This window comes from Paraburkholderia monticola, from assembly GCF_001580545.1.
Lineage (GTDB): Bacteria > Pseudomonadota > Gammaproteobacteria > Burkholderiales > Burkholderiaceae > Paraburkholderia > Paraburkholderia monticola.
In genome coordinates this window covers 274,308-287,820 of sequence record NZ_LRBG01000004.1, presented here as the reverse complement: position 1 = coordinate 287,820, position 13,513 = coordinate 274,308, and the positions used below count along the sequence as shown (strand labels likewise).

Genomic DNA, 13,513 nt, shown 5'->3' with positions numbered 1-13,513 from the left:
AAAACGAAAAGCCGCCCGGTGCGAACCGGGCGGCTTTTTTTATGGTGCGGTTGAGGGAAGTGCGGCGCGCGGCCACGTGCCTATTCCTGATCGCTCACTCTTCGTCAGAATCCTCGCCGTAGAAGCGCACGATCATTTCCTCGACCAGATTCCGGTCCTTCGGCGTCAGCGACGCGATCTTCGAAGCGAGTTCGATCGTTTCAGGCGTCGGTGGATATTTTTCGCCACGTGCCATCGGTCTGGCGCCGGTACCGGGCGGTGGCCCGTAGTGGAGCCAGTGCTCCTTGACGTTCAACCACTCCGCCAGCGTGCGCAGCTTGTCCGGCTTCGGAATCGTCGTACCGGTCAGCCATTTGTGCGCGGTTTGCGGTGTCACGGGACGCTCGCCGTGATAGCGAAGATTGAACTGCTCGGCAAGTTTGGTCCCGCCGCGAATTTTCAGTGGCTCGAGCAGATCTTTCAGCCTTCTCGCGAAGGCGGCTTTTTCTTTGTCGGTAGGCATGGGCCAGATTGTGCAATTCAGCACTCGCCCAGTTGACAACTAATCGAGCTTAGTTTTATCGTATTTGAGATAATTTTAGCTTGTGGCGTGCGCGGGACAACGCGTTCCGAGAAATCGGATTTTTTCATCTCTTTATTGCCTGGCGTGCTTTTCCCTGAGTCGCAGGTCCGATTCATTCTTATTTTTTCTTAAGAAGCGCAGTAAGAATCCTAGCTTATTTGAGATAAATACGAGTTTCTCCGACAACAGACCCGGCGAGCTCGCGATTCGCTGCGCGCCCTTGCCGCCCGCCCGTCCATTCGAGGCGCCCGCGTTACAATGCCTCGCGCCGACCCGACCGGCGCGGCCAGCCCTCCCCTCGCGTTTTTCGCCCGACTTTCCCATGCTCACGACCGACTCCGATCCCATCGTTGCCATTGCCACCGCGCCCGGCCGGGGAGGCATCGGCGTCGTGCGGATTTCGTTCGGCCGCGCTGGCGCGGCGGCGGCCCAACCGTTGATGCAGGCCCTCACCGGCCAAACGCTAGCGGCGCGTCACGCGAGCTACGTGCCATTTCTCGACGCGAGCGGCAATCCACTCGACCGCGGCATCGCGCTGTACTTTCCGGCGCCGCATTCGTACACCGGCGAGCACGTGCTCGAGTTGCAGGGCCACGGCGGCCCGGTCGTGCTGCAGCTGGTACTGCAACGCTGCATCGACGCCGGCCGCGCGTTCGGTCTGCGCCTCGCCGAGCCGGGCGAATTCACGCGTCGCGCGTTTCTGAACGACAAGCTCGATCTTGCGCAGGCGGAAGCCGTCGCTGATCTGATCGAAGCGAGTACCGAGGCCGCCGCGCGTTCGGCCGGCCGCTCGCTCGACGGCGCGTTTTCGCGCGACATCCACGCGCTGGTCGAAGAGGTCATTACGCTGCGGATGCTGGTCGAAGCGACGCTCGATTTCCCGGAAGAGGAGATCGACTTCCTCGAAGCCGCTGACGCCCGCGGCAAGCTCGCGCGCATACGCGAGCGTCTTGCGCATGTGCTGAGCGAGGCGCGGCAGGGGGCGTTGCTGCGCGAGGGTTTGTCGGTCGTGCTGGCGGGACAGCCGAACGTCGGCAAATCGTCGCTGCTGAACGCGCTCGCCGGCGCGGAGCTCGCGATCGTCACGCCGATCGCCGGCACCACGCGCGACAAGGTCGCGCAGACCATCCAGATCGAAGGCATTCCGCTGCACGTGATCGACACGGCTGGTCTGCGCGAAACCGAGGACGAGGTGGAGAAGATCGGTATCGAGCGCACCTGGGGTGAGATCGAGCGCGCGGACGTGGTGCTGCATCTGCTCGACGCGCGCGCCGGCATGACGGCCGACGACGAAACGATCGCCAAACGCTTCCCGCGCGGCGTACCAGTCGTGCGCGTGCTGAACAAGACCGACCTGACCGGGCTCGCCCCGGCGACGCAGGCGCTCGATGCCGATCTCGAACTCAGCGAAGTGCGGCTGTCGGCGAAGAAGGGGGATGGCGTCGCGCTGCTGCGCGACGAACTGCTGCGAATCGCGGGCTGGCAGGCGGGCGCGGAAAGCGTCTATCTCGCGCGCGAGCGGCATCTGATTGCGTTGCGCGCGGCCGAAGAGCATCTGGCGACCGCCGCCGCGCATGCGGAGCAGAACTCGCAGGCGCTCGATCTGTTCGCCGAGGAATTGCGGCTCGCGCAGGATCAATTGAATTCGATTACCGGTGAGTTCAGCTCGGACGATCTGCTCGGCGTGATTTTCAGCCGTTTCTGTATCGGCAAGTAACGCGGAACATGCCGGTCAGCGGTATTGGCCGTCACACCAGCAATTCAGGCCAAATAGGCGCGTGAGCAGCACACCCCAGAATCACGCCCCGTTGACCAAAAACCGCCCGAATCTTTGGTACACAATCCAACCAAAGGTTTAAAATCCCCGCTGTCCGAGCCCACACGCACAGCCGCCCTCAAAGCATGCCCCGCCTCGCCACCCCGCTCACCGAATCCCAGATCCGCGCGCTCGAACCGCGCGCGACCCGCTACTGCGTCGCCGACGGCAACGGCCTCGTGATCGAGGTCATGACGACCGGCACCAAGGTCTGGCGTTTCCGCTACACGTTGAACGGCAGGCGTCAGCCGCTCGCGACCATCGGCGATTTCCGGATGATTTCGCTGCGCGTCGCGCGCGCGAAGGCGCAGAAGTACGCGGCACTGGTCGAACAGGGCATCTCGCCGGTGGCGACCGCGCGGCGCGATCGCGGCGCCGAGAGCAAGGCCGACGTGCTGCGCGAAGCGGCCGAGCTATATGTCGCGAGCGCGCTGGCCGGCAAGTCGGACGAGTATCGCCGCACCACGCGGCGCGCGCTCGACAAGGACGTGCTGCCCGCGCTCGGCAACAAGCCGATCGGCGCGGTCACTGCCGACGACATCGTCGCGATCTGCGAGCGCATCAAACGCCGGGGTTCGCCGAAAATGGCGCTGCACACGCGCAACGTCGTGAAACGCCTGTACGCGTACCTGATCGCGCGTCAGCTCGCGACCAGCAATCCCGCGGAGGTCGTGCCGGCGCGCTCGATCGCGACCTTCGACAGCCGCACCCGCGTGCTGTCCGGCGCCGAGATCGGCGTCACGCTGCGCACGATCGACACCTCGAATATCCGTCGCCCGCTGAAGCTCGCGTTGCATCTGCTCGTGCTGACGATGGCGCGCAAATCGGATCTCATCGAATCGACATGGGCCGAGTTCGATCTGGACCAGGCGCGATGGACGATCCCCGCCGCGCGTCTGAAGGCGCGCGAGGACCGCGTCATCAGTCTGCCGCGTCAGGCGGTTGGACTGCTCCGCGAGTTGCAGCGCGCTCGCAACAGCGAGAGGTTCCTGTTCCCGAGTGTCAGGGGCGACGATCGGCCGATCGCGAAAAGCACGCTGAACCAGGCGGTCAAAGCATTGGGGCTCGACGTGGAGCATTTCGTACTGCATGACTTTCGTCGCACCGCGTCGACGCATCTGCGCGAACTGGAGCAGCAATCAGGCGTGGGGAGCGACCTCACGACACAGCAGGAAGCAGCCGCCGATGCAACGCCGCAGCGGCACATGCTTCAGAGTTGGGCCGATTTTGTCGATAGCCAGATAGACGTCGCGCGGCAGGCCGCGAACGGGATGGCTTGACGGCATCGTCATGGATTTTGGCGCCATGTGACGCATGCCGTCCTGCCGAAAACGGGATGGTACACAGGCCCATACGACCGCGCCCCAACACCAAGCAAACAAAGGAAAATTCAATAAAAAATCAGGTTTCAAAACTGGCTGCCAATGCGCCTTTTTCCGCTTCTCGCGACCATTTCACATCGTCGTTCTTACCCCGCTTCCATCGCCTATATTAAAAGATCGATGCAAGCCGATATGGAGGTTCCGATGCCTGAATCGATGCTCGCCTACCTGATGGGGCCCGCCGTCATGCTGGTGGTCGGCTTGGTCATCTGGATGACATCGCGTCACCGCGATCCTGCCAGACCGCCCAAGATCGAGCGCTGGCTCGATACACATTACGCGGAGTGGCTGCATCACAAGCATTGACCCGTGCCTCACATGCGAAAGGCCGTCGCTTGAACGACGGCCTTTTTGTCTGGGTCTGGGCGCTGTTCATCCGTGCCATTCGCGCGGCACGGGCTTCACACGCCTACCACTGCGGCTCGGGTTGCGGCTGCGCGTACCCGTACTGTCCGGGCGGCGGTGCACCGCACGCGACATAGGCACGCTGGTATTGGTCGTAGCAATAGCCCGGAGGCGGAGCCGCGTACGCCGGTGCGGGCTGATAAGCGGGCTGCGCATAGACCGGTTGCGCATAGACCGGCTGCGGATAAGCGACCACCGGCGCCAACGCCGAAGTAACCACCGCGCCCAGCACCGCGCCGCCGATCAGCGCACCCACCACGTCGCCGCCGTTTCCGTGCGCGGACGCCTGGCCCGCCACCGTCAAACTACCTGCCATTACCAACGCCACTGCGATCTTTTTCATTTTGAGCTCCCGCCGTTCAGGCATGGACGAATTCTCGCCGACGCGCGCGGAAATAGATGCTGCAGTTGGTAACGGGACATTAAGTCTGTAACAGCCGCATAACGCTGGATCCACCACCCCACTTGGCGCAGCGGCGTTGGGCGCGGACTTTCGACCACTCATCCGCGCAAGGCCCATGTAGAATTCGCCGCAAGCGTCATCGGAAAAGTCTGATGATCAGAATAGCTTGGCACTCCGTCGATCCGGCCCACGAACGGTCGATTCGCGGGGTCGAGCCAGAGCCAGGTAGGGGGCATGCGCGTGAAACAATGGACCGTCCGGCAACGGATTCTATGCAGCTTCGGGATCGTGCTGATCGTGATGCTGGCGATGGCGATCGTCACTTTTGAACAGCTCGGCGGCATCGACCGCGACGCGAAGAGTCAGCAGCAGGATTCGATGCCGGGTCTGTACTATGCGACCGCGATGCGCGCGGCCTGGTTCGAGAACTACTCGATCACACAGCGCCTCATCTATGTCGACGCGGACGCCGACTCCGTCAAACGTGACCAGGCGCGTCTGCAAGAGATCCAGCAGTCGCTGCAAAAGCTGATCAACGACTACGGCAGCACCGTGTTCCGCTCGGCCGACCGCGAGTTCTTCAACGAATTCCGTCAGTTCGGCACGCAGTACGCACCGATCCAGGCCACCATACTCGCGAGTCTGCCGACGTCGAAAGATACCGCCGCACGCATCTTCAACACGCAGCTCACGCCGATCTGGGAGAGCGGCCGCCTCTCGGTGCGCAAGCTCGTCGACGACAACAAGCGTTACGCGGACGAGTCCGCCGAGAGCATCCGCAACTCGGTCGAGACGACCCGCTTCGTGCTGCTCGCGATGTTGCTGCTCGCCGTGATCGTCGCGGTGCTGGCGGGCTACTGGCTGCTGCGCGCCGTCACGGTGCCGATGGCGAAGGTGCTGCAAGTCGTCGACGTGATGCGCACCGGGGATCTGACTCAGCGCCTGCAACTGAACCGCTCCGACGAAATCGGCGCGCTGGAAGCGGGCTTCAATCGCATGACCGACGAGCTGACCGCGCTGGTCGGCCAGGCGCAGAAATCGGCGGTGCAGGTCACGACCTCGGTCACCGAGATCGCCGCGACTTCGCGCGAACAACAGGCCACCGCGAACGAGACCGCGGCCACCACCACCGAAATCGGCGCGACTTCGCGGGAGATCTTCGCGACATCGCGCGATCTGCTGCGCACGATGAACGAGGTGTCGGAGGTCGCGAGTCAGTCGGCCACGCTCGCGGGTACCGGCCATGCCGGGCTCGCGCGCATGGAAGACACGATGCGTCACGTGATGGAGGCGGCCGGCTCGGTCAACGCGAAGCTCGCGATCCTCAACGAGAAGGCGGGCAACATCACCCAGGTCGTCGCGACGATCACGAAGGTCGCGGACCAGACCAACCTGCTGTCGCTGAACGCCGCGATCGAAGCGGAAAAAGCTGGCGAATACGGCCGCGGCTTCGCGGTCGTGGCGACCGAGATCCGCCGCCTCGCCGATCAGACCGCGGTGGCGACCTACGACATCGAGCAGATGGTCAAGGAGATCCAGTCCGCCGTGGCCGCGGGCGTGATGGGCATGGACAAGTTCTCCGAGGAAGTGCGCCGCGGCATGCACGACGTGCAGAACGTCGGCGGTCATCTGGCGCAGATCATCGAGCAGGTGCAGCAGCTTGCGCCGCGTTTCTCGATGGTCAACGAAGGCATGCAGACGCAGGCGACCGGCGCCGAGCAGATCACCCAGGCGTTGACGCAACTGTCCGAGGCCGCGCAGCAGACGGCGGAATCGCTGCGTCAGTCGACCCAGGCGATCGACGATCTGACGCACGTCGCCAACAGTCTGCGCACCGGCGTGTCGCGCTTCAAGGTCCTGGCCTGACGCGCCTCGCGCGCTCCGTCGCTACCCGCTCGAATCACGTTTGCGCCCACGCCGATGCTCTTCATCCTCTTCACGCTCGACACCGAACGCTACGTGATCGACGCGACCCAGGTGGAGCGCATGATGCCGCTCGATCCACACTCGCCGCCGAAGACGATTCCCGGCGCGCCGGCGTGGGTCGCGGGCGTGCTCGAACATGACGGCGCGCCGGTGCCGGTCATCGATGTGCCGGCGCTTGCGCTGAACCGCCCCGCCGCGCCATTGATGTCGACGCGCGTCGTGCTGGTGCGCTATCCGCATGCGGGCCGCGAGCGCCTGCTCGCGCTGCTGCTCGAAGGCGCGACGCGCACGATTCGTCTGGACCCCGCCGTCTTTCACGCGACCGGCATCGATATGCCGCACGCGCGCTATCTCGGCCCGGTCGCGAGCGAAGCGGGCGGCCTCGTGCAGTGGATCCGCGTCGACGAGCTGTTGCCCGACGACGTCAAGGCGCTGCTGTTTCCCGAGGCGCCCGCATGAACGCGCATCACGACAACGTGCCGCTGTACCGGCACTTCACCGGAGTGCTGCAACGGACGATGGGGCTCGACCCGAGCTCGCTCGGTCATCGGGCGGTCGAGCGCGCGGTCGATCAGCACGCGGCCGCATGGTGCGCGGACGGTCGCGCCGGGGCGACGCTCGCCGACTACTGGAACGCGGTCCAGACGTCGCCGGCCCTGCTGCAAGCGCTGATCGAATCGCTGACCGTACCCGAGACCTGGTTCTTCCGCGACGCCGACGCGTTCCGCGCGCTCGCGCGGCTCGCACGCGAGCGACTCGACGAGCGCATCCGCACACGCGCTCAAGTATTGCCGCTACGCATCCTGAGCCTGCCCTGCTCGAGCGGCGAAGAACCGTACACGATCGCGATGACGCTGCTGGACGCCGGCCTCGACGCCGCGCAATTCCGCATCGACGCGATGGACATCAACGAACGCTCGCTCGCCGCCGCGCGGCGCGCGCACTATGGGCGCAATTCGTTTCGCGGCAATGCGCTCGCGTTTCGCAACGCGCATTTCAGCCGGGCCGGGGACGGCTGGCTTCTCGCGCCACGCGTCGTCGAGACGGTGCGCTTCTCGCACGCCAATCTGACGCAGCTGGACACCGCCGCGCTCGGTGTCTACGACTTCGTGTTCTGCCGCAATGTGTTGATCTACTTCAATCGCGACACGCAGCAGATCGCGTTGCAGGCGCTCGACAGCGTGCTCGCCGATGGCGGCACGATGTTCGTCGGACCCGCCGAAACCGGGCTGCTGATGCGCTATGGCATGCAGTCGGCGAAGATTCCGCTCGCCTTCGCGTTTCATCGTGCGTCGCCGGAAGACGCGCAGTCGAGCCCGTGGCACACCGCTCCGCTCGCCACCGCCGCCGCGCTCGCGATGACGCCAGCCCCCGCGCTCGCGCCCGCGCCCGTGTATTCGGCCGAACCGTTCGCGTGGCCCGATCCGGTCGCGCGCAACGCGTTCGATGCGTATGCGCCGCAGCGGACCGCACCTGACACAACGCTGGTTGCCGCGCCCTCCTCCGCCCGCGCGCCGTCGCCGCCACCGCAACGCGTCCCGCAGACCGACCCGGCCAACGGCACGCGCGTCGACACGCTGCGCGCCGCGCACGCGCTCGCCGACGCGGGCCGCCTCGACGAAGCCGCCACCGCGCTCAACGCCTATCTCGAGCAGCACGCGCCACATGCCGACGCGTTCTATCTGCTTGGCGTGCTGGCCGACGCGAACGGCGAGACCGACGTCGCGCGCGCGCAGTATCGCAAGGCGATTTACCTCGATCCGCGCCATACGGAAGCGCTCGCGCATCTGGCCACGCTGCTCGAACTCGAAGGCGACCGCGATGGCGCGCGTCTCCTGAAGCAACGCGCGTTGCGCGCGCAAGGAGCGACCCGTGCGTGAGCTTGACGACATGCGCATCGACGATTGCTGGAACCGCATCGGCGTGCGCGGCGATTCGTCGTGCGAGCGGCTTGCCGAGTACGTGCGATGCCTGAACTGCCCGGTCTTCGAACTGGCCGCGGCGAAGCTGCTCGATCAGCCGGTGCCGCTCGTGGATCTGTCGACGCACGACGCGCGCGCCCCCACGCAAGCCACCCAAAGCGGCCAGCGGCAGGATGCGCGGGAAGCCGGCGAATCGTTCCTCGTGTTCCGCATCGGCCGCGAATGGCTCGGGCTGCCGACGCGGATCTTCAGCCAGATCGTGCAGACGCGCACCGTCCATACGCTGCCGCATCGGCAGCATCGCGCGGTGCTCGGCGTCGTCAACGTACAGGGCGAACTGCTGGTGTGCCTGTCGCTCGCGCATCTGCTCGGCTTCGAGCCCGACACGGCCGTCCCGCGCGACGAGCGCGCGCGTCTCGATCTTCCGCGCTTGCTGGTGGTTGCGCGCGACGACGAGCAGGCAGTGCTTCCGGTCGACCAGGTCGACGGCGTGCAGCGCTTCGCGCTGTCGACGTTCTGCGCGCCGCCCGCGACGCTGTCGCCCAGCGCCGCCGCGCATACGCGCGCGGTCGCGCCATGGCGCGGCGTCAGTGTCGGCCTGCTCGACGCCGACGCGCTGTTCGATACCCTGAACCGGAGCCTCGGATGATCGACGACCCGCGCCGCCCGTCGCTGATCGATCTGTTTCGCGAGGAAGCGCGCAACCAGGCGCGCGTGCTCAACGACGGCCTGCTCGTGCTCGACCGCACGCCCACCGACGCCGCCGCGCTCGAGGCCTGCATGCGCGCCGCGCATTCGCTGAAGGGTGCGGCGCGCATCGTCGGCGTGCAGGTCGGCGTCGAACTCGCGCACGCGATGGAGGACTGCTTCGTCGCCGCCCAGGAAGGCCGCGCGCTGCTCGACGCTGCGTGGATCGACGCGCTGCTGCGCGGCGTCGATATCATCGCGCGCATCGGCAACGACGAGGACGACGCGGCCCGCGAGGCGGTCGTCGAATGCGTGGCCGCGTTGCAGGCGCGCATGGTTGGAGTCATGCCGCATGGGGTCGCCGGTGCCGCCGCGACGCCCGCGCCTGAGGCAAGCATCAACCCGCCGGCAGCCGACCCCACGAGCACGCCGCCGGAAACCGCGGGCAACCCAACGACCGAACCCGGCCGCATGCTGCGCGTGCGCGCCGACAGCCTCGACCGGCTGCTGTCGCTGTCGGGCGAATCGCTGGTCGAATCCCGGTGGCTCAAGCCGTTCGCGCAATCGATGCTGCGCGTAAAACGCGTGCAGCGCGACAGCGCTCGCGCGCTCGATCAGTTGCACGAAACGCTCGCGGACCTGTCGCTCGATCCGGCTGCCCAAAGTGCGCTCGAAACACTGCGGCGCCTGACCGCCGAAGCGCAGCAGCTGCTCGGCGAGCGTCTCGCCGAGCTGGAAGGCTTCGATCGCCGCTCGACGCATCTGTCGCAACAGTTGTATGACGCCGCGCTGCAATGCCGGATGCGCCCGTTCGGCGACGGCACCAGCGGCCTCGCGCGCATGGTGCGCGACGTCGCCCGCTCGCTTGGCAAGAAGGTGCGCTGGCAGTTGATCGGCGAATCGACGCAAGTCGACCGCGACATTCTCGATCTGCTCAAAGCGCCGCTCGGCCACATGCTGCGCAATGCGCTCGATCACGGCATCGAGTCGCCCGCGGTGCGGCTCGCTCAAGGCAAGCCCGAGGAAGGCACGCTGACGCTCGAAGCACGTCATAGCGCCGGCGCGCTGCAGATCACCGTATCCGACGACGGCGCGGGCATCGATCTCGCAGCGCTACGTGCCTCGATCGTGCGCAGGAAGCTGGCGAGCGAGGACACGGTCGCGTGTCTGTCCGAGGCTGAGCTACTCGAATTCCTGTTGCTGCCCGGCTTCTCGCTGCGCGATCAGGTGACCGATGTGTCGGGCCGTGGCGTCGGCCTCGACGCGGTGCACGATGTCGTCAAACGCGTGCGCGGCACCGTGCGCATCAGTCAGGAGACCGGCGGCGGCACACGGGTGCAGATGCAGTTGCCGCTGACGCTGTCGGTGATCCGCAGCCTGCTCGTCGAAGTCGCGGGCGAGCCGTACGCGGTGCCGCTCGCGCACGTGAACCGCACGCTGCAGGTGAGCCGCGCCGACATCGAGCTGCTCGAAGGTCATCAGCACATCGCGTTCGCGGGCCGGCGCATCGGCGTCGTCACCGCGCATCAGATTCTCGAGAGCGCGCTGCCCGCGAGCGAGCGCGACACCGCTTGCGTCGTCGTGATCGGCGACGGGCCGCAGACCTATGGCGTGCTGGTCGACCGCTTTCTCGGCGAGCGCATGCTCGTCGTGCAGCCGCTCGACGCGCGGCTCGGCAAGATCCGCAACATCGCCGCCGGCGCGCTGATGGAGAACGGCGACCCGGTGCTGATCGCCGACGTCGACGACTGGTTGCGCTCGGTCGAACGGCTCGTGACCGGCGGTGCGCTACGCCACGCGCAGCAACCCGGTGTCGCGACCGAGCGGCGCGCGGCGCGGCGCGTGCTGGTGGTCGACGATTCGCTGACCGTTCGCGAACTCGAACGCAAGCTGCTCGCCACGCGCGGCTACGACGTGACGATCGCCGTCGACGGCATGGACGGCTGGAACGCGGTGCGCGGCGAACGCTTCGACCTCGTGATCACCGACATCGACATGCCGCGCATGGACGGCATCGAGCTCGTCACGCTGATCAAGCGCGATCCGCAATTGCAGGCGCTGCCGGTGATGGTCGTGTCGTACAAGGATCGCGAGGAGGATCGCCGCGCCGGTCTCGATGCGGGCGCCGACTATTATCTGGCCAAGGGGAGTTTTCACGACGAGGCACTGCTCGATGCCGTGCGCGATCTGATTGGCGAGGCCTACGGGTAAGCAGATGAAAATTGGAATCGTCAACGACATGCCGCTCGCGGTCGAGGCGCTGCGCCGCGCGCTCGTCGCACGCAGCGACTTCGAGGTGCTATGGATCGCGTCGGACGGCGAGCAGGCGCTCGATTTCTGCGTCGCGCAGCGCCCCGACATCGTGCTGATGGACCTCGTGATGCCGAACGTCGACGGCATCGAGGCGACGCGCCGCATCATGGCGCGCGCGCCGTGCGCGATCCTGATCGTGACCGTCGATGTCGGCGCCAATGCGTGGCGCGTCTACGAAGCGCTCGGCGCGGGCGCGCTCGACGCGGTCGATACGCCGTCGCTGTCCGGCCCTGACGCGCACAAAAGCATCACGACGCTGATCGCCAAGATCGACAGCATCGGCGCGCTGGTCAAGGAGCGTCAGGCGCCGCTGTCGATGGCGGCCGCACCACCCGTGCGCGAACGCCAACGCGACCTGCCGCTCGTCGCGATCGGCGCCTCGGCGGGCGGACCGGCCGCGCTCGCCACTGTGCTCGGCGGTCTGCCGAAGGATTTCGGCGCGGCGATCGTGATCGTGCAGCACGTCGACGCCGCGTTCGCCGCCGGGATGGCCGACTGGCTGAACCAGCAGTCGGCGCTTCCGGTGCGCATCGCGCGCGAAGGCGACCGGCCGCAAGCCGGTGTCGCGCTGCTCGCCGCCACCGACGATCATCTGCATCTGAAGCTGCCGAACGTGCTGGGCTATACGCGCGTGCCCGAGGACACGCCGTATCGCCCGTCCGTGGACGTTTTCTTTCACAGCGTGGTCGCGCGCTGGCCCGCGCGCGCGATCGGCGTGCTGTTGACCGGCATGGGCCGCGACGGCGCGATCGGCCTGAAGGCGATGCGTACCAAGGGCTATCACACGATCGCGCAGAACGAAGCGACGAGCGCGGTATACGGCATGCCGAAGGCCGCCGCGGCACTCGACGCGGCCGCCGCGATCCTGCCGTTGCCGCGCATCGCCACGGCGCTCGCGACAGCGATCAGCGATCGCCAGGCGCCCTCCTCGAGCTGACGTGCATTTTTTGACCTTCATTCTGGTTGAACCATATGGACACCTCTAAACCGCCCCAGAACGTCGCCGCGCAGCATTCCACCGATGCCGCGAATGAGCAGGCGCGCACGCTCGCCGCGGAGGATGCGCCCCGTCTCGCCATCGACGACTCGCTCGCGCGCATCCTCGCCAATCCGCCGGCGGCCGAGTGTCCGATCATGGTGCTGCTGGTCGACGACCAGGCGATCATCGCCGAAGCGGTGCGCCAGGCGCTCGCCGACGAACCGGGCGTCGATTTCCACTACTGCGCGTCGCCGGAAGACGCGGTGCGCTGCGCCGAGGAAACGCGCGCGACCGTGATCCTGCAGGATCTCGTAATGCCGGGCACCGACGGTCTGACGCTGGTGCGGCAATACCGGCAGAATCCGGCCACGCGCGACATTCCGATCATCGTGCTGTCGACCAAGGAAGAGCCGCTCGTCAAAAGCGCGGCGTTCGCGGCCGGCTCGAACGACTACCTCGTGAAGCTGCCCGATCGTATCGAGCTGATCGCGCGCATCCGCTATCACTCGCGCTCGTATCTGAACCTGCTGCAACGCGATGAGGCGTACCGCGCGCTGCGGCAATCGCAGCAGCAACTGCTGGCGACCAACCTGGAGTTGCAGCGGCTCACCCACTCGGACGGTCTGACCGGGCTGTCGAACCGGCGCTACCTCGACCAGTATCTGAGCGCCGAATGGCGCCGCGGGACGCGCGACAAGACCGGCCTCGGCTTCCTGATGATCGACGTCGACAACTTCAAGGCCTACAACGACACCTATGGGCACGTCGCCGGCGACGAGGTGCTCAAGAGCGTCGCGCATACGATCGAAGCGTGCCTCGGCCGCGCGCCGGATCTCGCCGCGCGTTTCGGCGGCGAGGAATTCGCAGTGGTCGTGCCGGGCACGTCGGCGGGCGGCTTGCGCCTGCTCGCGGAGAAAATCCGCATCGCGATCGAAGACCTCGCGATTACCCATGCGGGCTCGGACGCCGGCGTCGTCACGATCAGCATCGGCGCGGCGACGGTGGTGCCGTCGGCCGCCGAACCGCTGACGACGCTGATCGAAGCCGCCGACGTCGGCCTGTATCGCGCGAAGCACGACGGCAAGAATCAGGTGGCGATGAGCGGCTGAGTTCGCGGC

The 13,513-nt window shown here is 66.5% G+C and carries 12 protein-coding genes; 10 read left to right on the top strand and 2 right to left on the bottom strand.

What is annotated here, in order from left to right; all coding sequences use genetic code 11:
• Positions 1-94: 94 nt before the first annotated feature.
• The gene (locus tag CI15_RS06200) at positions 95-502 is read right to left on the bottom strand and encodes a transcriptional regulator (protein WP_062125295.1); all 408 of its coding nucleotides are present in this window, start codon (positions 500-502) and stop codon (positions 95-97) included.
• Between the two features lie 382 nt (positions 503-884).
• Here CI15_RS06200 and mnmE point away from each other — a divergent pair, with 382 nt between their 5' ends.
• The 3 genes from mnmE to CI15_RS37240 all read left to right on the top strand — a co-directional run bounded on the left by mnmE (position 885) and on the right by CI15_RS37240 (position 4,066).
• Complete coding sequence (mnmE, locus tag CI15_RS06195; protein WP_062125293.1) at positions 885-2,279, top strand: tRNA uridine-5-carboxymethylaminomethyl(34) synthesis GTPase MnmE; 1,395 nt, start codon at positions 885-887, stop codon at positions 2,277-2,279.
• Positions 2,280-2,464: 185 nt separating this feature from the next.
• Entirely contained in the window at positions 2,465-3,658 is a 1,194-nt protein-coding gene (locus CI15_RS06190; RefSeq protein ID WP_062125291.1) for a tyrosine-type recombinase/integrase, read from the top strand.
• 246 nt (positions 3,659-3,904) lie between these two features.
• The gene (locus tag CI15_RS37240; protein WP_162842040.1) at positions 3,905-4,066 is read left to right on the top strand and encodes a hypothetical protein; all 162 of its coding nucleotides are present in this window, start codon (positions 3,905-3,907) and stop codon (positions 4,064-4,066) included.
• A 103-nt stretch (positions 4,067-4,169) separates the two neighbouring features.
• Here CI15_RS37240 and CI15_RS06185 read toward each other — a convergent pair whose 3' ends face one another.
• Positions 4,170-4,508, bottom strand: a complete 339-nt coding sequence (locus CI15_RS06185; protein ID WP_062125289.1) for a hypothetical protein — start codon at positions 4,506-4,508, stop codon at positions 4,170-4,172.
• Between the two features lie 294 nt (positions 4,509-4,802).
• On the opposite strand from CI15_RS06185, the gene CI15_RS06180 reads away from it, so the two are divergent.
• From CI15_RS06180 to CI15_RS06150, 7 genes are read left to right on the top strand one after another with little or no spacing between them, the layout of a single operon-like run.
• Positions 4,803-6,434 (top strand): methyl-accepting chemotaxis protein, encoded by a 1,632-nt coding sequence (locus tag CI15_RS06180; protein WP_174543204.1) that lies wholly within the window; start codon positions 4,803-4,805, stop codon positions 6,432-6,434.
• A 54-nt stretch (positions 6,435-6,488) separates the two neighbouring features.
• Positions 6,489-6,953 (top strand): chemotaxis protein CheW, encoded by a 465-nt coding sequence (locus CI15_RS06175; RefSeq protein ID WP_062125287.1) that lies wholly within the window; start codon positions 6,489-6,491, stop codon positions 6,951-6,953.
• Positions 6,950-8,374, top strand: coding sequence for a CheR family methyltransferase (locus CI15_RS06170; protein WP_062125285.1), 1,425 nt, complete (start codon positions 6,950-6,952; stop codon positions 8,372-8,374). Before CI15_RS06175 ends, CI15_RS06170 begins: the two co-directional genes overlap by 4 nt.
• Positions 8,375-8,384: 10 nt before the next feature.
• On the top strand, positions 8,385-9,065 hold the full coding sequence (locus CI15_RS06165) for a chemotaxis protein CheW (protein WP_062126119.1): 681 nt from the start codon (positions 8,385-8,387) through the stop codon (positions 9,063-9,065).
• Positions 9,062-11,314 carry a hybrid sensor histidine kinase/response regulator gene (locus CI15_RS06160; RefSeq protein WP_062125284.1) on the top strand — a complete coding sequence of 751 codons (2,253 nt, stop codon included), beginning with the start codon at positions 9,062-9,064 and terminating at the stop codon, positions 11,312-11,314. The genes CI15_RS06165 and CI15_RS06160 overlap by 4 nt, the downstream gene beginning before the upstream one ends.
• 4 nt (positions 11,315-11,318) lie before the next feature.
• Positions 11,319-12,353: a chemotaxis response regulator protein-glutamate methylesterase gene (gene cheB / locus CI15_RS06155; RefSeq protein ID WP_062125282.1), complete on the top strand. Its 1,035-nt coding sequence runs from the start codon at positions 11,319-11,321 to the stop codon at positions 12,351-12,353.
• A gap of 35 nt (positions 12,354-12,388) precedes the next feature.
• Positions 12,389-13,504, top strand: coding sequence for a diguanylate cyclase (locus CI15_RS06150; protein ID WP_062125279.1), 1,116 nt, complete (start codon positions 12,389-12,391; stop codon positions 13,502-13,504).
• Positions 13,505-13,513: the final 9 nt, after the last annotated feature.